Annotated in this window: 23 protein-coding genes; 11 read left to right on the top strand and 12 right to left on the bottom strand. The window is 73.2% G+C overall.

Annotated elements, in window-relative coordinates; all coding sequences use genetic code 11:
• Positions 1–41: 41 nt before the first annotated feature.
• Complete coding sequence (locus ACWCPN_RS22270; protein WP_451208784.1) at positions 42–1,256, bottom strand: serine hydrolase domain-containing protein; 1,215 nt, start codon at positions 1,254–1,256, stop codon at positions 42–44.
• Positions 1,257–1,562: 306 nt separating this feature from the next.
• On the opposite strand from ACWCPN_RS22270, the gene ACWCPN_RS22265 reads away from it, so the two are divergent.
• Positions 1,563–3,350, top strand: coding sequence for a M4 family metallopeptidase (locus ACWCPN_RS22265; protein WP_451208781.1), 1,788 nt, complete (start codon positions 1,563–1,565; stop codon positions 3,348–3,350).
• Between the two features lie 190 nt (positions 3,351–3,540).
• Complete coding sequence (locus tag ACWCPN_RS22260) at positions 3,541–4,761, top strand: SGNH/GDSL hydrolase family protein (protein WP_451208779.1); 1,221 nt, start codon at positions 3,541–3,543, stop codon at positions 4,759–4,761.
• 36 nt (positions 4,762–4,797) lie between these two features.
• Here ACWCPN_RS22260 and ACWCPN_RS22255 read toward each other — a convergent pair whose 3' ends face one another.
• The 3 genes from ACWCPN_RS22255 to ACWCPN_RS22245 are packed head-to-tail and all read right to left on the bottom strand — an operon-like array spanning position 4,798 to position 8,293.
• A complete protein-coding gene (locus tag ACWCPN_RS22255; protein ID WP_451208776.1) occupies positions 4,798–5,148 on the bottom strand; it encodes a UBP-type zinc finger domain-containing protein in 351 nt (116 codons plus the stop codon).
• Positions 5,145–6,620, bottom strand: a complete 1,476-nt coding sequence (locus ACWCPN_RS22250; RefSeq protein ID WP_451208773.1) for an ATP-binding protein — start codon at positions 6,618–6,620, stop codon at positions 5,145–5,147. Before ACWCPN_RS22250 ends, ACWCPN_RS22255 begins: the two co-directional genes overlap by 4 nt.
• Positions 6,617–8,293, bottom strand: coding sequence for an FAD-dependent oxidoreductase (locus tag ACWCPN_RS22245; protein ID WP_451208770.1), 1,677 nt, complete (start codon positions 8,291–8,293; stop codon positions 6,617–6,619). The genes ACWCPN_RS22250 and ACWCPN_RS22245 overlap by 4 nt, the downstream gene beginning before the upstream one ends.
• Before the next feature lie 244 nt (positions 8,294–8,537).
• On the opposite strand from ACWCPN_RS22245, the gene ACWCPN_RS22240 reads away from it, so the two are divergent.
• A complete protein-coding gene (locus tag ACWCPN_RS22240; protein WP_451208767.1) occupies positions 8,538–9,404 on the top strand; it encodes a universal stress protein in 867 nt (288 codons plus the stop codon).
• A gap of 1 nt (position 9,405) precedes the next feature.
• Here the strand turns inward: ACWCPN_RS22240 and ACWCPN_RS22235 are convergent, their stop codons facing one another.
• On the bottom strand, positions 9,406–10,641 hold the full coding sequence (locus ACWCPN_RS22235; protein ID WP_451208764.1) for a DUF4032 domain-containing protein: 1,236 nt from the start codon (positions 10,639–10,641) through the stop codon (positions 9,406–9,408).
• Between the two features lie 103 nt (positions 10,642–10,744).
• Positions 10,745–11,371 (bottom strand): alpha-ketoglutarate-dependent dioxygenase AlkB, encoded by a 627-nt coding sequence (locus ACWCPN_RS22230; RefSeq protein ID WP_451208762.1) that lies wholly within the window; start codon positions 11,369–11,371, stop codon positions 10,745–10,747.
• Between the two features lie 122 nt (positions 11,372–11,493).
• Here ACWCPN_RS22230 and ACWCPN_RS22225 point away from each other — a divergent pair, with 122 nt between their 5' ends.
• Entirely contained in the window at positions 11,494–12,123 is a 630-nt protein-coding gene (locus ACWCPN_RS22225) for a TetR/AcrR family transcriptional regulator (protein WP_451208759.1), read from the top strand.
• Between the two features lie 35 nt (positions 12,124–12,158).
• Positions 12,159–13,832 carry an FAD-binding dehydrogenase gene (locus tag ACWCPN_RS22220; RefSeq protein ID WP_451209339.1) on the top strand — a complete coding sequence of 558 codons (1,674 nt, stop codon included), beginning with the start codon at positions 12,159–12,161 and terminating at the stop codon, positions 13,830–13,832.
• Between the two features lie 34 nt (positions 13,833–13,866).
• On the opposite strand, the gene ACWCPN_RS22215 is transcribed toward ACWCPN_RS22220, so the two are convergent.
• Entirely contained in the window at positions 13,867–14,217 is a 351-nt protein-coding gene (locus tag ACWCPN_RS22215) for a DUF488 domain-containing protein (protein WP_451208756.1), read from the bottom strand.
• A gap of 171 nt (positions 14,218–14,388) precedes the next feature.
• Here ACWCPN_RS22215 and ACWCPN_RS22210 point away from each other — a divergent pair, with 171 nt between their 5' ends.
• Entirely contained in the window at positions 14,389–15,816 is a 1,428-nt protein-coding gene (locus tag ACWCPN_RS22210) for a M1 family metallopeptidase (protein WP_451208753.1), read from the top strand.
• A gap of 278 nt (positions 15,817–16,094) precedes the next feature.
• Here the strand turns inward: ACWCPN_RS22210 and ACWCPN_RS22205 are convergent, their stop codons facing one another.
• Both ACWCPN_RS22205 and ACWCPN_RS22200 read right to left on the bottom strand, forming a co-directional pair.
• Positions 16,095–16,346 (bottom strand): WhiB family transcriptional regulator, encoded by a 252-nt coding sequence (locus tag ACWCPN_RS22205; protein WP_199209377.1) that lies wholly within the window; start codon positions 16,344–16,346, stop codon positions 16,095–16,097.
• Positions 16,347–16,467: 121 nt separating this feature from the next.
• A complete protein-coding gene (locus ACWCPN_RS22200; protein ID WP_451208749.1) occupies positions 16,468–17,688 on the bottom strand; it encodes a saccharopine dehydrogenase C-terminal domain-containing protein in 1,221 nt (406 codons plus the stop codon).
• 158 nt (positions 17,689–17,846) lie between these two features.
• Between ACWCPN_RS22200 and ACWCPN_RS22195 the strand changes: the two genes are divergently transcribed.
• A complete protein-coding gene (locus ACWCPN_RS22195) occupies positions 17,847–18,554 on the top strand; it encodes a TetR/AcrR family transcriptional regulator (protein WP_451208746.1) in 708 nt (235 codons plus the stop codon).
• A gap of 30 nt (positions 18,555–18,584) precedes the next feature.
• Here the strand turns inward: ACWCPN_RS22195 and ACWCPN_RS22190 are convergent, their stop codons facing one another.
• Entirely contained in the window at positions 18,585–19,469 is an 885-nt protein-coding gene (locus ACWCPN_RS22190; RefSeq protein ID WP_451208743.1) for a LysR family transcriptional regulator ArgP, read from the bottom strand.
• Positions 19,470–19,535: 66 nt separating this feature from the next.
• Between ACWCPN_RS22190 and ACWCPN_RS22185 the strand changes: the two genes are divergently transcribed.
• Together ACWCPN_RS22185 and ACWCPN_RS22180 are read left to right on the top strand one after the other, a co-directional pair.
• Positions 19,536–20,150: a LysE/ArgO family amino acid transporter gene (locus ACWCPN_RS22185; RefSeq protein ID WP_451208740.1), complete on the top strand. Its 615-nt coding sequence runs from the start codon at positions 19,536–19,538 to the stop codon at positions 20,148–20,150.
• A 122-nt stretch (positions 20,151–20,272) separates the two neighbouring features.
• The gene (locus ACWCPN_RS22180; protein WP_451208737.1) at positions 20,273–21,607 is read left to right on the top strand and encodes an MFS transporter; all 1,335 of its coding nucleotides are present in this window, start codon (positions 20,273–20,275) and stop codon (positions 21,605–21,607) included.
• 42 nt (positions 21,608–21,649) lie between these two features.
• On the opposite strand, the gene ACWCPN_RS22175 is transcribed toward ACWCPN_RS22180, so the two are convergent.
• On the bottom strand, positions 21,650–22,108 hold the full coding sequence (locus tag ACWCPN_RS22175) for a cyclic nucleotide-binding domain-containing protein (RefSeq protein WP_199209372.1): 459 nt from the start codon (positions 22,106–22,108) through the stop codon (positions 21,650–21,652).
• 258 nt (positions 22,109–22,366) lie between these two features.
• On the bottom strand, positions 22,367–22,603 hold the full coding sequence (locus ACWCPN_RS22170; protein ID WP_451208733.1) for a hypothetical protein: 237 nt from the start codon (positions 22,601–22,603) through the stop codon (positions 22,367–22,369).
• Positions 22,604–22,725: 122 nt separating this feature from the next.
• Between ACWCPN_RS22170 and ACWCPN_RS22165 the strand changes: the two genes are divergently transcribed.
• Entirely contained in the window at positions 22,726–23,163 is a 438-nt protein-coding gene (locus tag ACWCPN_RS22165; RefSeq protein WP_451208730.1) for an ATP-binding protein, read from the top strand.
• A 224-nt stretch (positions 23,164–23,387) separates the two neighbouring features.
• Positions 23,388–24,266 carry a SigB/SigF/SigG family RNA polymerase sigma factor gene (locus tag ACWCPN_RS22160; RefSeq protein ID WP_451208727.1) on the top strand — a complete coding sequence of 293 codons (879 nt, stop codon included), beginning with the start codon at positions 23,388–23,390 and terminating at the stop codon, positions 24,264–24,266.
• Positions 24,267–24,310 lie beyond the last annotated feature (44 nt).

The raw sequence follows: 24,310 nt of genomic DNA, 5'->3' as shown, positions 1-24,310 counted from the left end.
GCCCGTCCGGTCACCGGTTCCCCTCACCGCTCCGGCGCCCGTTACAGCGTCAGATCCGGCTCCGCGGCGGACGGGACGCGCAGCGCCTTGCCCGTGTCCTTCCCCGCGCTCCTGCCGCAGAACGCCGACTCCAGCGTGCCCGCGAGCGTGCCGAGCACCTTGGCGTTGTTGGAGGTGTTGACGGCGGCCGTGAGCGCACGCTTGCCGTCCTTCGAGGCGAACGCGTACGTGTAGAAGCCCTGGACGGCGCCCGTGTGCCCGTACACCGAGACACCGCAGGACAGGTCGCGCCGGCGCAGCCCGAGCCCGTACGACGTGGTGGCGTCGACCCGGTCGAAGCGCTCCATCTCCGCGAGCCGGGCGGCGGAGAGCAGCCTGCCGCGCAGCAGCGCGGAGTAGAAGGTGTTCAGGTCCCTGGCGCTGGAGATGAGCGCGCCCGCGCTCTGCGCCCAGGACACCGTCTGGTCGGTCGCGTCGACCAGTTTCGCGCCGGCCGCGTCCGGGGTGAGGTAGCCGTGGGCGTGCCGGCCCGGGATCTTCGTGTCCGGGTGCACGTAGAAGGTGTCGCGCAGCCCGAGCGGCGTGATCAGCCGCTTCTCGTAGGCGTCCCGCACCGACCCGCCGGTGAGTTTTTCGATGAGGAGGCCGGCGACCACGTAGTTGGTGTTCGAGTACGAGTAGGCGGCGCCGGGCGCGTTGGTGCGGGGCTTCCTCAGCGACAGGGCGACCAGGTCGCGGTAGCCGAAGACCTTGTCGCGGACCGCCTCGAAGCCGGACACGCTCTGGGCGAACATGTCGTTGCTGTAGTCGTACAGTCCGCTGCGGTGGCCGAGCACGTGCCGGACCGTGATGCGGTCGTCCGGCAGCAGCTTCGGCAGGTACCGGTTGACGGGCGCGTCCAGGTCCAGCTTGCGCTCGTCGGCCAGTTGCAGCAGGACGACGGCGGAGAAGGACTTGGTGACGCTGCCGATGCGGAACCGGTCCGCGGTGCTGATGCCCTGACGGGTGCTCCGGTCGGCGACGCCCCGCGTCACCAGGTACGAGGCGTCGCCGTCGTCGACGCGCGCCAGCGCGCCCGGGGCGCCCTGGTCCACCGCGGCGTGCAGCACCGCGTCCAGGCCCCCGACGTCGACAGCGGGCAGCGCCGCCGCCGTCGGGGCGCCCGCCTCCGGGGTCGCGGCCCGCGCCGGGACCGCGAGCAGCGACAGGGCGGCCGCTCCGAGGACCGCACCCCTGCCCACCCTTGCTGAGACCATCCGGCTCCACTCCCGTCCTCGCGGTTCGCGATGCGACATCGGTCACATTCCGGCCTGGAACCTAGGGGATTGCGGCAACGTCTCCACAGTCGACACACAGTTGGTCATGTCGTGATCACCCTGTGGCAGTCATTTGCAAAGGATTGTCATAGAAGTCCGCGAAATGGATCATTCCGCCTTTACGTGTGCATGACTGATCCATAAGGGTTACCTCCGGGGCCCGACCAGCCCCCGTGGCGCTCAACTCCGCCACGTCTGAGGGCGGTTGGGAAACCTCCCGCCTCGAACGAAGGAACCCTGATCAGATTGCGTAGACCGCACATACGCACCGCGGCGATCGCCGTCGCGGTGGCGACCGCTGCCACGGGTCTGGCCGGTACGGCCTTCGCGGGTCCCTCCACCGGTGGGGAGCGCTCCGCCGCGTCCACCGCCACGGCCGCCTCGGCGGTGGTGAAGGCGGCGCAGGCCGCGGCCTTCGCCCACACCGCGGCGACGGGGGTCGCGCAGGGCGACGAGCTCCACGCCCAGGACGTGCTCGTCGACCCCGAGGGCGCGCGCCACGTGCGTTTCGTCCGCACCCACGACGGGATGCCGGTCCTCGGTGGCGACCTCGTCGTCCACCTCGACCGGCGGCTGGCCTACACGGGGGTCACCAGCGCGGCCACGCACGCGGTCAAGCCCGCGGCCGCCAAGCCCGAGCTGACGGCCGCCCAGGCCGCTGCCAAGGCCGCCCGCGCCGCCAAGGGCGAGGCCGGCGACGTCGAGCTGGTGGTGGACGCCCGTGCCGGCTCCGCCGCCCTCGCCTACCAGGTCACCGTGACCGACAACGGGACCGCCAACACCGTCGTCGTCGACGCCGTCACCGGCAAGGTGCGCAGCAACACCCCCGTCGCCGACGAGTTCCTGTCGCCGAAGCTGCTCGCCGCGATGCGCAGGAGCGGCCAGACGGCCGACCCGGCCACCGGCGCCGGCTCCACCGCGGGGTCCGGCCTGCTCGGCTCCGGCGTCTCCGGCGTCACGCACTACCCGGCGACCGCCAGGGGCACCGGCAAGACCCTCTTCGTGGGCAGCGTCGGGCTGACCACCACGGCCACCTCGCGCGGTCACTACCAGCTCAAGGACCCGAACCGGTACGGCACCGAGACGCGTGACGCCAAGGGCAAGTACACCGAGTCCTTCGGCGCGGGCACGAAGTTCACCAACACCACGAACGTGTGGGGCAACGGCAAGACCTCCAGCCGGGCCAGCGCCGCCGCCGACGCGCAGTACGGCATCACCAAGACGCTGGACTTCTACAAGAAGACCTTCAACCGCAAGGGCATAGCCAACAACTCCAAGGCCGCCCGCGGAATGGTCCACTGGGGCAACAAGGTCGCCAACGCGTTCTGGGATCCGACCTGCAACTGCATGCTCTACGGCGACGGCGACGGCCAGATGTTCAAGAAGCCGCTCGTCGTCCTCGACGTCACCGGTCACGAGCTGACCCACGGCGTGGTGGAGGCGACCGCCAACCTGCAGCCGACCTACGTCGACGCCGACGGCAACCAGTACGGCGAGCCCGGCTCGCTGAACGAGTCGCTCGCCGACATCTTCGGCTCCAACGTCGAGTTCTACGCCAACAACACGAAGGACACGCCGGACTACCTGGTCGGCGAGAAGCTGGGCCTGGACCAGAAGTTCCTGCGCCGCCTCGACCACCCCTCGCTCGACAAGCTCGAGGGCACGATCGACTACTGGTCGGCGGACACGTACTACACCGAGGTGCACGCCGGTTCCGGTGTCTCCTCGCACGCCTACTACCTCCTCGCGGAGGGCAGCGGCTCGAAGACGATCGGCGGCGTCAAGTACAACTCGCCGACGTACCACAACGCGTCCACGGTGAAGGGCATCGGCCGCACCAAGGCCACCGCGATCTTCTACCGTGCGCTGACCCGCTACATGGTCTCCACCACCGACTTCCACGGCGCGCGCGCCGCGACGCTGAAGGCGGCCAAGGACCTGTACGGCTCGACCAGCACCGAGTACAAGACGGTGGACAAGGCGTGGGCCGCGGTCAACGTGACCGCCGCCAACACCCCGGCCGCCCGTCACTGACGGACGTCCGCACCCCGCACCACCGGATGCCCCGCCCCGCGCGGGGCATCCGCACGTCCGGGCGCCCCCGTCCGCCGGGGTGGCGGACCGGCGGCAGCGGCGGGACCATGACGTCCGTGGCACACGCAGACACGTCGAGGACGCTCCGCCCGGAGCCAGGCGGGTCCGCCGGGGCCGAGGAGCCCGGCCGGTGACCGGCCGGTCCGCCCGCGTCCGCCGCCTGGCCGCCGCGGTGCTGCTCACGCTCGCCTGTCCGTGGGCGCCCGTGCCCGCCGCGGCCGCACCGCCCGCACCCGCCGGCCAGGCAGGCCAGGTCGTCACGTGGTCGGCGAGCGCCGACCGCCTCGGCGAGGGCGCCGCCGACCGCGGCTACCGGCTGATCGTGCACACCAGCGTGGCCGGCAGCGCACTGCGCGTCCGCCTCTCCAACGCCTTCGGCGACCGGCCCCTGACCCTGGACAGCGTCCGTGCCGGCCTGCGGCGTACGGGCGCGGCGCTCGTCCCCGGCAGCGACCGTCCGCTCACCTTCCGCGGATCCCGCACGGTCACCCTGCCCGCCGGCACGGTCGCGTGGAGCGACCCGCTGCCCGGGAACGTCCCGGCCGGGGCCGATCTCGCCATCAGCCTGCACACCCCGGACGCGGCCGGCCCGGCCACCGGGCACGAGATGGCGCTGCAGACGTCGTACGTCGGCCAGGGCGACCACACCGCCGAGACCAGCGGGGCGAACTGGGCCCGGCCGACCGGCTCCTGGTGGTACCTGGACGCCGTCTCGGTACGCCCCGCGGACCCCGCCACCGGAGCCGTGGTGGTGCTCGGCGACTCCCTCACCGACGGCTGGCAGTCCACGCCGGGGCTCGACCGGCGCTGGCCCGACTACCTCGCCCGGCGCCTGCACTCGGCCCGGACGGCCGTCGAGGGCGTGGCCAACGAGGGCATGTCCGGCAACAAGGTGCTCACCGACGACGCCGGGACCGGCGCCCTGCACCGGCTGGAGCGGGACGTCCTGACCCAGCCCGGGGCACGTACCGTCGTGCTGTTCGAGGGAGTCAACGACCTCAAGGCCCACACCGGGGTCACCGCGGCCGGCCTGATCGCCGGTTACCGGACGATCGTCCGGCGGGCCCACGCGGCGGGGCTGTGCGTGGTCGGCGCGACCATCGGTCCCTTCGAGGGCTGGTCCGAGTGGGACCCGGCGGCCGAGGCGGTACGCCAGGAGGTCAACCGGTTCATCCGCGCCGGCGGGGAGTTCGACGCGGTCGCCGACTTCGACCGCGTCCTGCGCAGCCCCCACCTGCCCCGGCGCCTGCTCGCCGGCTTCGACAACGGCGACCATCTGCACCTCGACGACGCGGGCATGCGGGCCCTGGCCGGAGCCGTGGACCCGCACGCCCTCGACTGCGCGCGCTGATCCCGGGCCGGCCGACTCGTCCCGGCCGTAAGGGGCTCAGCGCAGCGTGTCGGCCCAGTCGGCCGGCACCCGGCCCGCGGGGCCCGGCACCGGCTGGTCCTCCGGGTGCCAGGCCGGCGGCGCGAGTTCGGGGCCGTCGGTGTACAGCCGGCCCGTCTCGAAGTTCCAGAACCAGCTCTCGCCCGGCTCGAAGCTGCGGATCACGGGATGCCCGGTCGCCTCGTAGTGGGCGGTGGCGTGCTTGGCGGGGGAGTCGTCGCAGCAGCCGATGTGACCGCAGGACGCGCACCGGCGCAGATGGAACCACCACCCGCCGGCCGCGTCGCATTCCACACAGCCCGCGCCGCTCGGCGGGACGCTCGGGTCGATGGCGTTCTCGCCGCTCATGCTGCCTCCTCGGGGTTCGTCAGGGCGGACCGCTCCTCCGGTGTCCCGGCGGTCAGCGGCAGCAGCACCTGGAAGCGGGTGTCGCCGGGTTCGGACTCGACACGCAGGGTGCCGTGGTGCTTGTTCACCACGATCCGCCAGGAGATGTCCAGGCCGAGCCCGGTGCCCTGGCCGACCGGCTTGGTGGTGAAGAACGGGTCGAAGATCCGGCTCCGGATCTCCGGCGGCACCCCGGGCCCGGTGTCCCGGAACTCCACCAATACCTGCTCGCCCTCCAGCGCGGTCCGCACGGTCAGCGTGCCCTGCCCGCCGGCGTCGTTCATGGCGGACACCGCGTTGTCGATGAGGTTCGTCCACACCTGGTTCAGCTCCGCCGGGTAGCCGGGGATCTCCGGCAGCGCGGGCTCGTACTCCTTGACGACCTCGATGCTGGGACCGATCTTGCCGGAGAGCATCAGCAGGGTGCTGTCGAGGAGTTCGTGCACCCCGACGACCCGGTAGGGCGCCCGGTCCAGTTGCGAGTACTGCTTGGCGGCGTCCACGAGGTGCGAGATCCGGGTGGTGGAGTCCTCGATCTCGTCCATCAGCAGCTCGGTCTCGACCGTGTAGTTGAGCCAGCCGACCGCCCCGGGCAGGATCTCCGCGTCCACGGCCGCCGCGACCTGCTCCAGCCAGTCCACGTCGAGCCCGGCCTGGACGAAGGTGGGCGCGAGCTGCCAGCCGTGGTCGAGGCCGTGGTCCTCCAGCCAGTCGGTGAGCGCGTCCTCGCGGTCCGAGGCCTCCAGCGGGCTGAGCGACGGCGCCTTGGCGACCCGCTCGGCGGTGCGCTCCTGGATCTCGATCAGGCTCGCCAGCGCGTCCCGTGAGAACGGGCCCTCGGCGATCACCGCGAGTTTGTGCCGCATCTTCGCGACCCGCTCCCGCAGCGTCGAGGTGGCCCGGACGGCGGCCGCGGCGGGGTTGTTCAGCTCGTGCGTGAGCCCGGCCGACAACGAGCCGAGCGCCAGCAGCCGTTCCCGCTGCCCGATGGCCGCCTGGGTGCTCTTGGAGCCGAAGAACAGCCCCTCCAGCAGATGCGTGGCCATCGGGAACCACTCGCTCATGACCTCGGCGAAGGTGTCCGCCGGCAGGACGAAGAAGCGCGTCGGCTCCGTCACCCGCATCGAGTTGTTGTACACCTGCCGCACCCGGTCGCCCAGGTACGCCTGCATCGCGCCGGCGTACACCCCGCGCTGCGAGGTACGGGACACCTCCACGTCGTCGCCGCCCACCCGCCGCGAGAGCACGACCGTGCCCTCGACCATCACGTAGAAGCAGGTGGCGGGGTCGCCCTCGGTGTACACCGGGCCCGGCTCGAACAGCTCCACCCGGCCCTCGCTGCACAGCCGGCCGAGCTGCTCCGGTGACAGCTTCTCGAACAGGAACAGGGAGCCGATCTCCCGCGGGCTGCACGGCACCGGCTGCCCGCTCACGACTGCTCCAGATACCGGTGGACGAGCATCACGGCCATGGCTCCCTCTCCGACGGCTGACGCGACCCGCTTGGCGGACTCGGCGCGGGCGTCGCCCGCCACGAACACGCCGGGGACGCTGGTCTCCAGGTGGTACGGCGCCCGGTCCAGCTCCCAGCCGGCCGGTGGGCGCCCGTCGGCGGTCAGGTCGGGCCCGGCCAGGATGAACCCGCGCTCGTCGCGCAGCACCGCCCCGCCGAGCCAGTCGGTCAGCGGGGCCGCGCCGATGAACACGAACATCCACTGGGCGTCGACGCGTTCGGTCTCCCCGCTGGACATGTGGCGCAGCGTCAGCTGTTCCAGCCGGCCGGAGCCGTGCGCGGCGTCCACGACCGTGTGGCCACGCACCGAGATGTTCGGCGCGTCGCCGATCTGCTGGATCAGATAGTGCGACATCGAGGCCGACAGGTCCGGCCCGCGCACGAGCAGCGTGACCGACTTGGCGAACCGGGACAGGTACATCGCCGCCTGCCCCGCCGAGTTGGCGCCGCCGACGATGTACACGTCGTGCCCCTGGCAGGAGGACGCCTCGGTCAGCGCGGAGCCGTAGAACACCCCGCAGCCGGTCAGGTCCATGCAGCCCTCGGCCTGCAGCTGCCGGTACTGCACGCCCGTCGCCAGGATGACGCTGTGCGCCGCGATCGCCGAGCCGTCCGCGAACCGGACCACGCGGGCCGCCCCGTTGATCTCCAGTCCGGTCACCTCGCGCGTGGTCAGGATCTCGGCGCCGAACTTGGCCGCCTGCCGCCGCGCCCGGTCGGTGAGCTGCGCGCCGGAGACGCCGTCGGGGAAGCCCAGGTAGTTCTCGATCCGGGAGCTCTGCCCGGCCTGCCCGCCGGTCGCGGACCGTTCCACGAGCACGGTCCGCAGGCCCTCCGAGGCCCCGTACACGGCGGCGCCCAGCCCGGCCGGGCCGCCGCCGATCACCACCAGGTCGTAGAAGTCGGCCGTCGGGGTCGTCGCCAGGCCCACCCGCGCCGCCAGCTCCGGCGCCTCGGGCTCGACCAGGACCGTTCCGTCGGGGGTGATCACCAGCGGCAGCCGCTGCCCGTCCTGCCCGGCCGCGGTGAGCAGCCGCCGCCCCTCGGGCTCCTCCACCGAGTACCAGCGGTACGGCACCTGGTTGCGGGCCAGGAACTCCCGTACGTCCGAGGACCGGGCCGACCAGCGGTGCCCCACGACCTTGGTGCTGGGCACCGGCTTGTAGGCGCTCGTCCGCCAGGCCTGGAGCAGGTCGTCCAGCACCGGGTAGAGCTTCTCCTCCGGCGGGTCCCACGGCTTGAGCAGGTAGTGGTCCAGGTCGACGACGTTGATCGCGTCGATGGCCGCGCTGGTGTCCGCGTACGCGGTCAGCAGCACCCGCCGGGCACCCGGATACACGTCCAGGGCCTGCTCCAGGAAGTCGATGCCGTTCATCTGCGGCATCCGGTAGTCGGCCAGGATCACCGCCACCAGGTCCCCGCGCAGCTTCAGCTCGCGCAGCGCCTCCAGGGCCGACTCGCCGGACTCCGCGCGCACGATCCGGTACGACTCGCCGTAGCGCCGCCGGAGGTCGCGGGCGACGGCGCGGGAGACCCCCGGGTCGTCGTCCACGGTCAGGATGACGGTCCGCGCTGCGTCGGCGGCCTGTGCCATGCCTCTCCCACCCCGAGCGGTCGGATTGACGGGACGGCGCCGCCGGGGACACCGCACCGATTCTCGCCCATCGTATGTTCGATCGCCCGGCTTCGCTCCGGTATACGGCGAGGACGGTCCGGGCCCGCCGGTCACTCCTTGATCTCCCCCTTCGCGGGTAGGGAGAAGGGCATGATCGGCACGGACCGATCGGCCCGTGGGGGAGACTGGCCCCGCGGACGCGGACGACGAGGAGGCCCGAGGCATGACACGCCCGATCACGGCAGGGGTGGACGGTACGGAGGAGGGCCTGGCCGCGCTGGACTGGGCGGCCAGGGAGGCCGTGCGCCGGGGGCTGCCGCTGCGCGTGGTGCACGCCTGGCGCTACGCCGAGGCACTCGCCACGGCCGACCGGGACACCCAGCACGGCTGGGTGTCCGAAGGGGTGCGGGAGGCCGTGCGCGCCGTCCTGGGCAGGCACCCGGAGCTCGAGGTGGACGTGGACGTGCTCGAGGGCGGCGTCGCGGAGGCGCTGACCGGCGCGGCGGCCCGCTCCGAGCTGCTGGTGCTGGGCTCCCGCGGGCACGGCCCGGTGATGGGCTTCCTGCTGGGCTCGGTGGGCCGCCAGGTGATCGCCGAGACGGCCCGGCCCGTCGTCCTGGTACGGGCCGGCGACCGGGCGGCGGCGGAGGCCGCCGGGCGGGACGTCGTGGTCGGCCAGCACGGCGGCCCGGAGGACAGCGCGGCCGCGCTGCGGTTCGCGTTCGAGACGGCGGCCGTGCGCGGTGCCACCGTCCGGGCGGTCCGCGCCTGGACGCTGCCGCCGGTCTTCGCCTACAGCCCGGGCTCGCTGAAGCTCCTGGACGAGGCGGGCGGCCTGGAGCCGTACGAGAAGCAGGCACTGGAGGACGCGCTCGCCCCGTGGCGGGAGCGGTTCCCGGAGGTGCCCGTCGCCGAGCACGTCGAGATGGGCAGCGCGGGGCAGGTGCTGCTGTCGGTGGCCGGGCGGGCCCAGCTCATGGTCGTGGGCCGGCGGTCCCGCCGTACGGCCGTGGGCGCCCGGATCGGCTCGGTCGCGCACGGCGTGCTGCACCACGCCGAGTGCCCGGTGGCCGTGGTGCCGCACGAGTGACCTAGGCGGGTGTCGTCGGCTCCAGGGTGGTGCGCGCCCTGGGCAGGACGTTGGCGATGTAGTCGGCGACGGCGGTGTCCAGGCCGATGTCCTGCTGCGCTTGTTCCGACAGGTACCAGCGGTGCTCCAGCAGCTCGTGGTAGATCTCGGCCGGGTCCATGGACCCGCGCAGCGCCGACGGCACGGCGCGCACGGTGGGCCGGAACACGTCCCGCACCCAGCGGTGGGCGAGCACCTCGGGGCGGGCGGCGAGGGGGTCACCGGGCGCGTAGTCGTCCTGGGTGGCCATCCAGCTCTCCAGGTCGTTGAGCAGCCGCCGCGCCTGGTTCTCCTCGGCGTCGAGGCCGGTCAGCCGCAGCAGCTGCCGCTGGTGGTGGCCGGCGTCGACGACCTTGGGCACGAAGGTGACCGTGTCCCCGTTGGACGAGTGCTCGATCTGCATCTCGGCCACGTCGAAGCCGAGGTCGTTGAGCCGGCGTATCCGGCGTTCTATGTAGTGGTACTTGCCCGCCGGATACACCGAGGTGCGGGTCAGCTCCTGCCACAGGCCGGCGTAGCGGGTGCAGATCTCGTGCCCGAACTCGACGGGGTCGACGGAGGGGTGCAGCGCGCCGGACGCCTCCAGGTCCAGCAGCTCGCCGCTGATGTTCACCCGGGCCAGGTCGAGGTCGTAGTCCCGCTGTCCGGGGCTGAGCCGGGGGTGCAGGTCACCGGTCTCGGCGTCCACCAGGTACGCGGCGTAGGCGCCCGCGTCCCGCCGGAAGAGGGTGTTGGACAGCGAGCAGTCGCCCCAGGCGAACCCGCTCAGGTGCAGCCGGACCAGCAGCACCGCGAGGGCGTCCATCAGCCGGTGCATGGTCGCCGGGCGCATGGTGGTCTCGAACATCGAGCGGTACGGCATCGAGCCGCGCAGGTGCCGGGTGATCAGTACCGGTTCCAGCGGGGCGCCGGCGCCGTCGGTGCGGCCGGTGACCACGGCGAGCGGGTCGACGGCCGGGATGCCCAGCCGGTCGAGGTCGCGCAGCAGCCCGTACTCGCGCAGCGCGGGCCGTTCGGCCAGCTCCTTGACCGCGATCACCTCCTCGCCGGCGCGGGCGTAGCGCACGACGTGCCGGGAGATGCCCCGGGGGAGCGGCACGAGGAACTCCTCGGGCCACTTCTCCAGGGGTACGTCCCAGGGCAGTTCGAGCAGGAGCGCGGGGTGCTCCGGGTTCGTGGCGCTGATCTGCAATGCCATGGGACGAACCCTAAGGCCATGGCTCCGCCGGCGGGACGCCCGCTCCCGGCGGTCGACGCCGAGCGCGTGCCGCGCCGGTGCCCGCGAGGGGCCGCCGGATCCTTCACCGCACCCCGTGCGGGCGGAACTGGACGCTGATCCGCGGCCCCGCCGCGTGGGCGGTCTTGGGCACGCAGTGCTCCCAGGTCCGCTGGCAGGAGCCGCCCATCACGATGAGGTCGCCGTGCCCGAGCGGCCGCCGGACGCCCGGGCCGCCGCCCACGGGCCGCAGCAGCAGATCCCGGGGCGCGCCGACGGACAGGATCGCGACCATCGTGTCCTGGCGGGCGCCGCGTCCGATCCGGTCGCCGTGCCAGGCGACGCTGTCCCGGCCGTCGCGGTAGTAGCACAGCCCGGCGGTGGTGAAGGGCTCGCCCAGCTCCTCGGCGTAGCGGGCGGACAGGGCGTCCCGCGCCTCGGTGAGGACGGGGTGCGGCAGCGGCTCGCGCGCCCCGTAGAAGGCGAGCAGCCGCGGGACGGCCACCACGTTGTCGTACATCGTGCGGCGCTCCGCCCGCCAGGGGACCTCGGCCGCCAGCTCTTCGAACAGGGCGTCCGCTCCGCTCAGCCAGCCCGGCAGCACGTCGATCCAGGCGCCGGAGCCCAGCTCGGTCCGGCGCAGCCCGTCCAGCGGGCCGAGCCGCAGCTCGTCGGTCTGGTCGAACAGGGAGCCCTGGAGGTGCGTGGCCATGGGTCCAGCGTACTCCTTAATCGAATATGTGTTCCAAGAGAGGCTCGCGTCCCGCTTCCCAGGGGCGTACCTCTTTCGATACATCGATGTATCGGATACATTGCCGTATCGAAAGGGGGGCCATGGCGGCCAAGGACGACACGGCCCGGCGCGTCACCAGGCGGCGGGCCCGGACCCGGGCGAACCTGCTCGACGCCGCCTTCGCGGTGTTCGCGGCCAAGGGGTTCGGGCGGGTCTCCATCGAGGAGGTCTGCGAGGCCGCCGGCTACAGCCGGGGTGCCTTCTACTCCAACTTCGCCACCCTGGACGAGCTGTTCTTCGCCCTCTACCGGGAGCGGGCCGACCTCATCGCGGGCCAGGTGGCCGACGCGCTCGCGCAGGACGGGCCCGGCCTGGACGTCCCGGCCTCCGTGGACCGGGTGACCGAGGTCCTGCTGCTCGACGTGGACTGGCTGCTCGTCAAGACCGACTTCCTGGTGCACGCGGCCCGTGACCCGGCCGTCGCCGAGGCCCTCCTCGACCACCGTGCCCGGCTGCGCGAGGCCGTCGCCGACCGCCTCGGCCGGGCCCGGGGCCACACCGCACTGCCCGCCGTGCTCGGCGACGCCGACGGCGCCGCCCGCGCGGTGGTCGCGGCCTACGACGGCGTCACCACCCAGCTCCTGCTGGACAGGGACGTCGACGCCGCCCGCGGCTGGCTGAAGCAACTGCTCACCGCCCTGCTGACCGACGGCAGCGGCACCCCCGAATGAGTCGCGGACGGAAGGACACGGAGCCCATGGCCGCCATGGACGCGGACGTCATCGTCGTCGGAGCGGGCCTCGCCGGCCTGGTCGCGGCGCACGAACTCAACCGCCAGGGCCGCAGGGTCGCCCTGGTCGACCAGGAGAACGCCGCCAACCTCGGCGGCCAGGCGTTCTGGTCCTTCGGCGGGCTCTTCCTCGTCGACTCGCCCGAGCAGCGCCGGCTCGGCATCAAGGACTCCCTCGACCTCGCCTGGAACGACTGGCAGGGCAGCGCGCGGTTCGACCGGCTCGCCGACGAGGACTCCTGGGCGGTGCGCTGGGCCCGCGCCTACGTCGAGTGGGCGGCCGGTGAGAAGCGCTCCTGGCTGCGCGGGCACGGCATCGAACTGCTGCCCACCGTGGGCTGGGCCGAGCGCGGCGACCTCAGGGCCGGCGGCCACGGCAACTCCGTGCCCCGCTTCCACATCGCCTGGGGCACCGGCACCGGTGTGGTCGAACCGTTCGCCGAGTACGCCCGGCAGGCGGCACGGGACGGACTGCTCACCTTCCACCACCGTCACCGGGTCGACGAACTGGTCATCGAGGACGGCGCGGCGCGCGGAGTGCGGGGCACCGTCCTCGCCGCGGACGACTCCCCGCGCGGCGCCGCCTCCAGCCGCGAGCGCGCCGGCGACTTCGCACTCACCGCCCGGGCCGTGATCGTCACCAGCGGCGGCATCGGAGCCGACCACGACATCGTCCGCCGCTACTGGCCCGAGCGGCTCGGCACACCCCCCGCCGAGATGGTCACCGGCGTCCCCGCCTACGTCGACGGCCGGATGCTCGACATCAGCGCCGAGGCGGGCGTGCGCCTGGTCAACCGCGACCGCATGTGGCACTACACCGAGGGCCTGCAGAACTGGGACCCCGTCTGGCCCGGCCACGGCATCCGCATCCTGCCCGGCCCCTCCTCCATCTGGCTCGACGCCCTCGGGCGCCGGCTGCCCGACCCGTGCCTGCCCGGCTACGACACCCTCGGCACGCTCGAGTACCTGCGCACCACCGAGGACATCGCCGGCCACGACCACTCCTGGTTCATCCTCACCCGGAAGATCATCGAGAAGGAGTTCGCGCTCTCCGGCTCCGAACAGAATCCGGACATCACCGCCAAGGACCGCAAGGCCGTGCTGCGCGACCGGCTGCTGGGCAAGGGCGCCCCGGCCCCGGTGCGGGCCTTCCTCGACAAGGGCGCGGACTTCGTCACCGCGGGCACCCTGGAGCACCTGGTCGAGAAGATGAACGCCCTCACCGCCGAGCCGCTGCTGGACGCGGCCGAGGTGCGCCGCCAGATCGAGGCCCGCGACCTGCAGATGGCCAACCCCTACAGCAAGGACTCCCAGATCCAGGGCATCCGCAACGCCCGCCGCTACATCGGCGACCGGCTCGGCCGGGTCGCCTCCCCGCACCGCATCCTGGACCCGGAGGCGGGCCCGCTGATCGGCGTCCGGCTGCACGTCCTGACCCGCAAGACACTCGGCGGCATCCAGACCGACCTCGACTCCCGGGCCCTAGGCGCCGACGGCACCCCGATCGAGGGGCTGTACGCGGCGGGTGAGGTGGCGGGTTTCGGCGGCGGCGGTGTGCACGGCTACAACGCCCTGGAGGGCACCTTCCTCGGCGGCTGCCTCTTCTCGGGCCGCGCGGCCGGACGGGCGGCGGCGCGGCAGACGGGCTGACGGCGGGCGCGGGGGCCGGGCCGGAGGGCCGTATTCAGCCGCGCAGCAGTTCCACCAGCACGGAGGCGTGGCTCTGCTCCGGCGTCCTGGACGCCGTGAGCAGCGTCACCCGGCCCTCGCGCGCCGACGTCCGCAGCCCGTCGAGCAGTTCGGCGGCCCCGGGTGCGGCGAGCTCGGCCTCGTAGCGGCCGCGGAACTCCTCGAAGGAGCCCTCCGAGCCGTGGAACCACTTGCGCAGCTCGTTCGACGGTGTGAGTCCCTTCGGCCACTCGTCCACCCGGGCCTCGTCCTTGGACACCCCGCGCGGCCACAGCCGGTCCACCAGCACCCGCAGTCCGTCGTCCGCCTCCGGCGGTTCGTAGATCCGGCGTACGCGCACGCTCACGGTCGGGGCTCCTCTCGGGTCGCGGACGGTGCTGCGAGCGTACTGCCGGGCGGGCGGCCCACCGGGCGGCGACGCGGAGTGACTTGACCGGAAAGAGGGCGAAACCGGGTCGGTTCCGCGCCTACTCTTCTGCGGAAACGATCTTTCACCACCCCCCTCGGAGGAACGTCCGTGACGCCACCGCGCAGACAGGCCAGCAGCCGACGTACCGCAGTTCTCCGCCGTGAGGCGGTCCTCGCCACCGTCCCCGTCGCCGTGGCGGCGCTGCTCGGGGCCGCCGGCCCCGCGGCGGCCGGCACGACCGGCGCCGCCGGCGCGGGCGACCCCTACTTCCCCCTCAGCGGCAACGGCGGCTACCACGTCGGCCACTACGACCTGACGCTCCGTTACGACACCGCCTCCCGGCACCTGGACGGCACGGCCGTCCTCACCGCGCGCGCCACCCAGCGGCTGACCCGCTTCGACCTGGACCTCTCGGGCCTGAAGGTCACCGGCGTCACCGTCGGCGGCCATCGCGCGGACTTCCGCCGCGACGGCCAGGAGCTCGTCGTCACCCCGCCGCACACCCTGCGCGCAGGCCAGCGGTTCCGGGTCACCGTCTCCTACCAGGGCACCCCCGGCCCGGTCACCGACCCGGACGGCTCGGCGGACGGCTGGATCCCCACCGACGACGGGGCGTTCGTCGCCGGGGAGCCGCAGGGCGCGATGACCTGGTTCCCGGCGAACAACCACCCCAAGGACAAGTCGTCGTACGACTTCACGATCACGGTCCCCGAGGGACGCACCGCCGTCGCCAACGGCGTCCTGCGCGGCACGCGCACCGCGCACGGCCGCACCACCTTCCGCTGGCACCAGGCCGAGCCCATGGCCGCCTACCTGGCCACCGCCACCGTCGGCAAGTTCCAGGTGGAGCGGTACACGACCCCCGACGGTGTCCAGGTGTACAACGCGGTCGACCCGCGGGAGGCGCGTGCGGCGGCACCCGTGCTGAAGAAGCTGCCCTCCGTGCTGAAGTGGGAGAGCGGGCTGTTCGGGCCGTACCCGTTCCGGGCCGCGGGTTCCGTCGTCGACCACGCGCCCGACGTCGGCTACGCCCTGGAGACCCAGAGCCGGCCCCTCTACGACTCGGCGCCCGACGTGAGCACACTCGTCCACGAGAACGCCCACCAGTGGTTCGGCGACTCGGTCTCGCTGACCGCCTGGAAGGACATCTGGCTCAACGAGGGCTTCGCGACCTACGCCGAGTGGCTCTACTCCGAGCAGCACGGCGGCGACAGCGCGCAGAAGGCGTTCGACGCCCTCTACGCCCGCCCCGCGAGCGACCGGCTGTGGGCCTTCCCGCCCGGTGACCCGGGCAGTGGGGAGAACATCTTCGACACCCCCGTCTACGCCCGTGGCGCGATGACCCTGCACGAGCTGCGCCGGGCCGTCGGTGACCGGGACTTCTTCCGCATCCTGCGCGCCTGGGCGACCGCGCACCGCACCGGGCACGGCACGACCGCCCAGTTCACCGGACTCGCCGAGCGGGTGTCCGGCAAGAACCTGGACGGCCTGTTCCGCACCTGGCTCCACGAGCGGGGCAAGCCCGGCCGGGCCTAGGGGGCGTCTCCCCGGTCTTCGCGGGTCCGTGACGCCCGGCACGGCACCTCGCCGCACGGCCGAACCGCCCACGTACGCCCGGTACGAGGGCGACTCGGCCGCACGCCGAGGCACCGCACCGGACGCCGCGGCCTGGTCCACGAAGATCGGGGAGACGCGCCCTGGGGGACGCGCCCCCTGGAAGCAGCCGCACCGCCGGGGCGGGCATGCCCCGGCGGTGCGAGTACGTGGCACCGGGCCGCATCCCCGGTGCTAGGGACGGGCGCCCGGCGGCCGTTTCAGCCGGAGCGCTGCCGCGAGCGGACGCGGCGCCTGAGCGCGCGGCGCTCCGTCTCGGTCGTACCGCCCCAGATGCCGATGGTCTGGCCCGTGTCCAGGGCCCAGTCCAGACACTGTTCCCGTACGGGGCAGCCCCCGCACACCGCCTTCGCCTCCTGTGCCTGCACCTGCGAAGGTCCGGTGGTGCCGATGGGGAAGAACAGGTCGGGGTCCTCGTGACGGCACGCGGCATGTTCGCGCCAGTTGTCCATCGAAGTCTCCTCCGGTTCGAGTCGTCCGTGCCAGTCGAATGTGTGCTTCCACTTCGGGTGACCGCTAGGGACGGCATGAAACAGGGAGTTGAGGGATGGGCCGGCGCGGCCCGCCTCGCGGTCACTGCTCGCGCATGCCCCACGGGGAGCCGTACGCGGTCAGCAGGTCGAGGAACGGGCCGGCGGGGAAGGCCTCCGGGCCGAGGACGCCGGTGCCCGACCAGGCGCCGGTGGCGAGGAGTTCGAGGGCGACGACCGGATTGACCGCCGTCTGCCACACCACCGCCTGGCACCCGTACTCCGCCATGGACCACTGGTTGTCGACCACGTGGTAGAGGTACACCTCACGCGGCGCTCCGTCCTTCGTGCCGCGCACCCAGGTGCCCGCGCAGGTCTTACCGCGCATCCGCTCGCCCAGCGTCGCCGGATCCGGCAGGCACGCGGCGACCACGTCCCGCGGCGAGACCGCGACCGGCCCGTCGGGGCCCGGCACGGTCACCGGTTCGGTGCGGTCAAGTCCCAGGCGGTGCAGGGTCTTCAGCGTCTCGACGAACTCCCGGCCCAGCCCGTACTTGAAGGTGACCCGGTCCGCGCCGACCCAGCGCGGCATCAGCAGCACCTCCTCGTGCTCCACGTTCACGCACTCCACCGGCCCGATCCCCTCGGGGAAGTCGAACACCTCGGGCTCGCTGAAGGGGGCGGTGGTGAACCAGCCCCGCCCGGTCTCGTACACGACCGGCGGGTTCAGGCACTCCTCGATGGTGGTCCAGATGCTGAACGAGGGCGCGAAGTCGTAGCCGTCCACGGTGAGATCCGCGCCGTCGCGGACACCGATCTCCTCGACGGTGTCGAAGAGCTCGTCGGTCGCGTAGCGGGCGAACACGTCCGACAGGCCCGGTTCCACCCCCATGCCCACCAGGGCGAGCGCGCCCGCCTTCTCCCACTCCCCGGCCAGCGCGAACTGCTCGTCGCCCAGCTTGACTCCGCACTCCTCGTACGGGCGCTCCGGGTGCGGCCTGGACAGCGACATCGCCATGTCCAGGTAGGTCGCGCCGGCCGCGCGCGCCGCCCGGAACAGGGGCATGACGAACCGCGGGTCGGTGGCGTTGAGCAGCACGTCGCAGCCGTGCCGGGCGAGCAGCGCGGCGACCCCGGCCTCGTCGCCCGCGTCCACCTGTTCGGCGACGAACCTGTCCCCGGCCCCGCCGAGGGCCGCGACCGCGGCCGCGGCCCGCGCGGGGTCGTAGTCGGCGACCACCATCAGGTCGAGGAACGGACGCCGGGCCGCGATCCGGGTGATGGCGGTGCCGACTCCACCGGCTCCCACGAGCAGTACACGCATGACGGAAACTCCCTGCCTGACACGGACGACCACGGTCGTGGACGACCACGGTCACGAACGGAAACGGAACATCGGGGCAGGCGCGCCTTGCCCGGAATCCAACGCCGGACGGTGGCGTAAGGTCAATGGCGTTGGCGTAAGGCCGGAAGGGGGCCGCTGTGCCCAAGCCCGTCGTGCCCGAGGAGAGGCGGCGCCGGCGCCGCCCGACCCGTGGCGGCACCGTGCTGTCCGAGAAGCTGATCGTCGCGACCGCGCTGCGGCTGCTGCGCGAGCACGGCAGCACCGGGCTCACCGCCCGCCGCCTGGGTCTCGCCCTGGACTGCGACCCCAGCACGCTGTACCGCTACTTCCGGGGCATGGACGAACTGACCCTGGCCATCGGCGACGCGCTCATCGGCGAGGCGCTGGCCGGCTGGGAGCCGACCGGACGGTGGCGGGAGGATCTGCGGACGATCGGACTGCGCCTCCACGGCGTGTACGTAGCGCATCCGCAGGCGGCGCTGCTCACCGCCAACCGGGTCACCGGGCGCGCCCATGAACTGGCCGCCGACGAGGCCGTGCTGGAGGTCCTGCGCTCGGCAGGGTTCCCGCTGCCGGAGACGGTCCGCGTCTACCACGCCTTCATCGACCAGACCCTGGCCTTCGCCGCCCTGGACTCCGCGTCACTGGCCCTGCCCAGCGCCTCCCTGCGCGCCGACGAGGACAAGTGGCACTCCACCTACGCCCGCCTGCCCCATGACACCCACCCCCGGATCGCCGAGGCGGCCCCCCTGCTGGCCCGGCGCATGGTCACCAGCGCCTATCCGACGGCCCTGGAGATGCTGCTGGACAGCGCGGCCGCACGGCTCGGCACCCAGCGGCGCTGAGGGCCGGACCCGCGCCCCCGTTCCTCCCGATCACCGGCGCAGCGCCCGGGCCGCGGCCCGGGTCACCGCCTCGGCCAGCGCCGCCAGGGCGGGGGAGTCGAGCTTCCACTGCTGCCAGTACAGCGTGACGTCCACGCTCCGGTCCGGCGCCAGCAGCACGAGGCGGCCCGCGGCCAGCAGCGGACCGGCCTGGGCCTCCGGGATCATGCCCCAGCCCAGACCCGCGGCGACCGCGTCGGCGAAGCCCTCGGAGGTGGGCACATGGTGGCGCAGCGAACTCGCGGCCCCGCGGCCCAGCCGTCTGACGAAGCCGTCCTGGAAGTCGTCCTTGCGGTCGAAGACCACGACGGGCGCATCGGGCAGCAGGTCCGGCAGGGAGCCGCCCAGATGACGCTCGGCGAACTCCGGCGCGGCGGCCGGCAGATAGCGCATGCGGCCCAGCGTACGGACCGAGCAGCCCGGAACCGGGTCGGGCGAGGAGGTCACGGCCGCCATGACCAGCCCCTCGCGCAGCAGCGCCGCCGTGTGCGCCTCGTCCTCCCGGTGCAGCTCGAAGCAGAGCCCGGGCACCTCGGTGAGCGCCCCGAGGAACCAGGTGGCCAGCGAGTCCGCGTTCACCGCGACCGACACCCGCGTCGGCTCCCCGGCACCGCTCAGCCCCAGCTCACCGCGCGCGTCCCGCTCCAGCCGGGCCAGCTGCCGGGCGAACCGGACCAGCACCGCCCCGGACTCCGTGGGCCGCACCGGCTTGGTGCGCTGGAGCAGCACCCGGCCGGTGCGCTGCTCCAGCGCCTTGACCCGCTGACTGACCGCCGACGGCGTCAGACGCAGGGCCGCGGCCGCCGCGTCGAACGTGCCCTCGTCCACCACGGCGAGCAGCGTCCGCACCTGCTCCAGGGGAAGCTCCGACATCACGAGCGCTAATGCTACGTAAAAATCTTTAGCTGTACGCGGAGTGATCCCCGATCTAGCGTCGAGGGCATGAACCACGCCCTGACCGCCGCGGCCGCCGGATTCGGCACCGGGCTCTCCCTGATCGTCGCCATCGGCGCCCAGAACGCCTTCGTCCTGCGGCAGGGGGTGCGCCGGGACGCCGTGCTCGCGGTGGTCGGGATCTGCGCCCTGTCCGACGCGCTGCTCATCGCGCTGGGCGTCGGCGGCGTCGGCGCGGTCGTGGTGGCCTGGCCGGGCGCGGTGCGGGCCGTCGGGATCACGGGCGGCGCGTTCCTGCTCTGCTACGGCGCCCTCGCCGCCCGGCGCGTCCTTCGGCCCGGCGACGGACTGCGGGCCGAGGGCGAGGCGGCGGGCTCCCGGCGGCGGGCGGTGCTCACCTGCCTGGCGATGACCTGGCTCAACCCGCACGTCTACCTGGACACCGTCTTCCTGCTCGGTTCCCTCGCCGCCGACCGCGGCCCGCTGCGGTGGACCTTCGGCCTCGGCGCGGCCCTGGCCAGCCTCTTCTGGTTCGCCGTCCTCGGCTTCGGCGCCCGGCTGCTCGGCCGGGTCCTCGCCCGGCCCACCGCCTGGCGGGTCCTGGACGGTCTGGTCGCGGTCACCATGCTGGCGCTCGGGGCCGCCCTGGTCCTCGACGCCTGAGGTCCCCCGGCACCCGCCGACCCGTGGCGCGATGTGGTCGGGCAGCCTCAGAAGTTCCTGCGATAGTGGGCCTCGAATCGAAAGATGTATCGAGCAACCTCTGACGAGCGACCAGGAACCCCGTGGACACGAGCGAGAGCAGCGGCACCGAACCGAAGACCACCGGCGCCGGACCCGGCACCACCGATGCGGGCCCCCCGCCGCCCGCCCCCGCTCCGCCCGGCCGAGGCTGGCGCCGCTGGGCGATGGACACGCGGCCGCTGCGCATCCCGGCCTTCCGGCGCCTGTGGTCGTCGACCATCGTCACCGCCGTCGGCAGCCAGCTGACCGCCGTCGCCGTGCCCAAGCAGATCTACGACATCACCCACTCCTCGGCCTGGGTCGGCTACGCGAGTCTCGCCGGTCTGGTGCCCATGGTGGTGTTCGCGCTGTGGGGCGGGGCGGTCGCCGACACGGTGGACCGGCGAAAGCTGCTCCTGGTCACCAACACCGGGATCGCCGTGACCTCGGTGCTGTTCTGGGCGCAGGCCGTCACGGGCCTGGACTCCGTCGTCGTGCTCATGCTGCTGCTCGCGCTGCAGCAGGCGTTCTTCGGGCTCAACTCCCCGGCCCGCAACGCCTCCATCGCCCGACTGGTACCGGCCGGGGAACTGCCCGCGGCGAACGCCCTCGGCTCGACCGTGATGCAGACCGGCCTGGTGGCGGGACCGCTGCTGGCCGGTGTGCTGATCCCGGTCATCGGGCTGCCCGAGCTGTACCTGATCGACGCGCTGGCCCTGTGCGTCACGGTGTGGGCGGTGTTCCGGCTGCCCGCGCTGCCGCCGCTCGGCGAGCGGCCCGCCCGGCGGGCCGGAGTGCGCGAGATCGCGGCCGGCTTCCGGTACATCTCCGGCCACAAGGTGCTGCTGCTCTCCTTCCTCGCCGACATCGTGGCCATGGTCCTCGGCATGCCCCGCGCCCTGTTCCCGCAGCTCGCCGCGGAGACCTACGCCCCCTGGGGCGCGGGCCTGGCGCTCGGCGTGCTGTTCGCCGGGATCCCGGTCGGCGCGGTGCTCGGCGGACTGTTCTCCGGCGTCTTCTCCCGGGCGCGGCGGCACGGCTGGATGGTCATCGGCGCGGTCGTCGGCTGGGGCGCGGCCGTCGCCGGGGCCGGGCTGAGCGGCAACCTCTGGGTGGCCTTCGCCTTCCTCGCCGCGGCCGGGCTCGCCGACATGATCTCCATGGTGTTCCGCGGGGCCATCCTGCTCTCCGCCGCCACCGACGACATGCGCGGCCGGATGCAGGGCGTGTTCACCGTGGTGGTGGCGGGCGGCCCGCGCCTCGCCGACGTGCTGCACGGCACCGCGGGCTCGGCGTTCGGCCCCAGGGCCGCCGTGGCGGGAGGCGGCGCGCTGGTCGTCGTGGTGATGCTGGCGCTGGCCGCGGCGGTGCCGGCCCTGCGCCGCTACCGGATCTGACGCGGCGGGCCACGGGGCCGCACGGCGGCCGTCCCGGCCGGGTCAGAGGGGGCCGCCGCGCCGGCGGACCGCGTACTGGTCCATCAGCTTGCCCCGGGTGGTCTCCAGCCGGTGGGCGAGGATCTCGGCGACCGTCCGCACCAGCGACAGCCCGAGCAGCGGGTCCTCCACGCTCAGCGCGAGCACCGACGGCCCGTCGAACTCATAGGCCCGTACGTTGCTGAAGGCCACGGCGCCGAAGTCCCACTGGTACGGCGGGAACAGCCAGGACCAGCCGAGCATGTCGCCCGCGCCGAGCGTGGCCACGGTGACCCGCTGCCGGGACGTGACCTGCTGGTCCAGGTGGACCGCGCCCGAGCGGATCACCCAGAAGCGGTCGGCGGTGCCGCCCGGCTCGAAGATCCGGGAGTCCTCCGGGAAGGAGACCTCCTTGGCCAGCTCCATCAGCCGCTCACGTTGCGCCTGCGGCAGGGCGGTCAGCAGTTTTATCGCTTTGGTCATGGCGCGGGACTCCTCGCCGGCAGCGGTCGGGGTGTGTTCCCCAAGCCCATTTCAGCCGCTGCCGCCGTCCCGGGCACCTCGAAGCCCCGGCGCACACCCCGGAAGACCTGCTTCCGGGCATGAAAAAGCCCTGGCTGGACGGGGGAGACCAGCCAGGGCCGTACGCGGTGGTGATGGAGGACGGTTCCGGTCGACCCCGTCACCACGTATGTATGAACGATAAACCATCTTGCCGTCGTTCACCCAATCGGGAGCGGGTCAGGTGACCTGTTTCACCTCTCTCCGCTCCGCCGCGCCCGGGTCGACGATCTCCTCCAGCACGCCCAGCACCGCCTCGTAGGCCCCGGCCCGGACGGACGCCTCCCGCGCCCCCTCCGGATCGGTCGCCGTCAGGCTCTGCGCCCGCTCCCGCCAGGCCCTTTCCTGGTCAAGCGCCCAGTCCTTGCCCCGCCTGATCCGCCGCAGCAGTTCATCCGCGTCCACGACATCCGTCATGGGGTCCGCCTACCCGCCCCGCGCCCGGTGATGACAGGGGCACCGAGGGTGTTTGACGGCGCCGGGAGGGGTCAGCCGAACAGGAGACCCGGCGATCCGGGCAGCACCGAGGGAGGGAAGGCATGCGCCAGACGTACAGGACCGATTCCCCGACGGGACCGCGGGAGGCGTGCCGGTCTCTGCCGTGCCGGCCGGCCGACGCCCGCAGCACCGTCCGGCGGGTGGTGGCCGAACGCTGCCGGACCCGCGCCGTACCCTGCGACGACGACGCGCTTGACGACGTCCTGCTGGTCACCTCGGAACTCACCACCAACGCCATCCTGCACGGCGGGGGCATCACCGGGTTCGACGTCGGCGTCGACGGCGACGGGGTCAGCGTGTCGGTCAGCGACCGCAGCGACGAGGTCCCGGTGGTCGAGGCGCCGGTGGACGAACGGGGCCGCAACCGGCTCGGAGGCCGCGGCTGGCCCATCGTGTGCCTGCTCGCCCGCGACGTCAGCGTCGCGGGGCTGCCCCGCGGCGGCAAGCGCATCACCGCCGTAGTACCGCTCGGCCGGTAGCGGTAGGAGAAGTTCCGTTGGCGGCGTTTGCCGCGCATGCGCAGGGGCAGACGGAACCTCGTGCTTCGGACCGGAGGCGCGCGCCCGGCGGGATGAGAACGCCGCAGGCCCCTCCGGAGGCCTGTGTCCCTTCCCGCGGCAGACCCTGACAGCACCGTTCGGGCCGGGACCGGGAATCATGGTTCGGTCTCCTGCCCGGAAAACACGTTCAGGAGCGATTCCGCATGCTGACCGACGAGTCCACTTGCCCTTCCGGCACGCCCGGCACCCCCACCGCCACCGCGACCGCCACCGCCTCCCCGACCTCCCCGACCGGGCGGCGGACCCACGACGACGCCCCCGTCACCGCGGACCTCTTCGCCCGGCTGGCCGAGCTGGAGGACGGACCCGAGCGGGACGCCGTGCGCGACGAGCTGGTGACCGCCTGGCTGCCGATGGCCCACCGGATAGCGGGACGCTTCCGCGACCGGGGGGAGTCCGTCGAGGACCTCAGGCAGGTGGCCGCGCTCGGTCTGGTCAAGGCCATCGACCGGTTCGACCCGTCCCGGGGCGCCTTCGAGAGCTACGCGGTGCCGACCATCACCGGCGAGGTCAAGCGGCACTTCCGGGACCGGATGTGGGCCCTGCGGGTGCCCCGCCGCGTCCAGGAGCTGCGCAACCGGGTCCGCGTGGCCCGACGTGAACTCACCCAGATGCCCGGCAGCCCCGAGCCCACCCCCGCCGACATCGCGGCGCACACCGGCCTCACCGAGGAGGAGGTCGCCGCGGGCATGGAGGCGCTGGAGAGCTTCAGCACCCTCTCCCTGGACGCCGAACTCTCCAGCGGTGACGACGGCTACAGCCTCGCCGACACCCTGGGCGCCGCTGACGGCGCGTACGACGTCGTCGTGGACCGCGAGGCCGCCAAGGAGGGCCTGCGCCGGCTGCCCGAACGGGAGCGGGCCATCCTCTACATGCGCTTCTTCGAGGACATGACGCAGAGCCGGATCGCCGACCGGCTCGGCATCTCCCAGATGCACGTCTCCCGGCTCATCAGCCGAAGCTGCGCCCGGGTCCGCGACGAGGTGCTGGGGCAGCGCCAGGGCACCCGGAAGTCCCGGTGACCCCCGGCCCGGACCGGGGCCCGCAAGGACGGGCCTGGTCCGGG

It is taken from the genome of Streptomyces sp. NPDC002386, assembly GCF_053593175.1.
The sequence above is the reverse complement of the archived record's forward strand: the minus strand, read 5'-3'. Positions and strand labels throughout refer to the sequence as shown.

What these genes read in the sequence shown, in the direction of transcription:
- ACWCPN_RS22270 (WP_451208784.1), bottom strand. Translation starts at nt 1,256, where the DNA reads ATGGTCTCAGCAAGGGTGGGCAGGGGTGCGGTCCTCGGAGCGGCCGCC.
- ACWCPN_RS22255 (WP_451208776.1), bottom strand. Translation starts at nt 5,148, where the DNA reads ATGAGCGGCGAGAACGCCATCGACCCGAGCGTCCCGCCGAGCGGCGCG.
- ACWCPN_RS22245 (WP_451208770.1), bottom strand. Translation starts at nt 8,293, where the DNA reads ATGGCACAGGCCGCCGACGCAGCGCGGACCGTCATCCTGACCGTGGAC.
- ACWCPN_RS22240 (WP_451208767.1), top strand. Translation starts at nt 8,538, where the DNA reads ATGACACGCCCGATCACGGCAGGGGTGGACGGTACGGAGGAGGGCCTG.
- ACWCPN_RS22235 (WP_451208764.1), bottom strand. Translation starts at nt 10,641, where the DNA reads ATGGCATTGCAGATCAGCGCCACGAACCCGGAGCACCCCGCGCTCCTG.
- ACWCPN_RS22230 (WP_451208762.1), bottom strand. Translation starts at nt 11,371, where the DNA reads ATGGCCACGCACCTCCAGGGCTCCCTGTTCGACCAGACCGACGAGCTG.
- ACWCPN_RS22225 (WP_451208759.1), top strand. Translation starts at nt 11,494, where the DNA reads ATGGCGGCCAAGGACGACACGGCCCGGCGCGTCACCAGGCGGCGGGCC.
- ACWCPN_RS22220 (WP_451209339.1), top strand. Translation starts at nt 12,159, where the DNA reads ATGGACGCGGACGTCATCGTCGTCGGAGCGGGCCTCGCCGGCCTGGTC.
- ACWCPN_RS22205 (WP_199209377.1), bottom strand. Translation starts at nt 16,346, where the DNA reads ATGGACAACTGGCGCGAACATGCCGCGTGCCGTCACGAGGACCCCGAC.
- ACWCPN_RS22200 (WP_451208749.1), bottom strand. Translation starts at nt 17,688, where the DNA reads ATGCGTGTACTGCTCGTGGGAGCCGGTGGAGTCGGCACCGCCATCACC.
- ACWCPN_RS22185 (WP_451208740.1), top strand. Translation starts at nt 19,536, where the DNA reads ATGAACCACGCCCTGACCGCCGCGGCCGCCGGATTCGGCACCGGGCTC.
- ACWCPN_RS22175 (WP_199209372.1), bottom strand. Translation starts at nt 22,108, where the DNA reads ATGACCAAAGCGATAAAACTGCTGACCGCCCTGCCGCAGGCGCAACGT.
- ACWCPN_RS22170 (WP_451208733.1), bottom strand. Translation starts at nt 22,603, where the DNA reads ATGACGGATGTCGTGGACGCGGATGAACTGCTGCGGCGGATCAGGCGG.
- ACWCPN_RS22165 (WP_451208730.1), top strand. Translation starts at nt 22,726, where the DNA reads ATGCGCCAGACGTACAGGACCGATTCCCCGACGGGACCGCGGGAGGCG.
- ACWCPN_RS22160 (WP_451208727.1), top strand. Translation starts at nt 23,388, where the DNA reads ATGCTGACCGACGAGTCCACTTGCCCTTCCGGCACGCCCGGCACCCCC.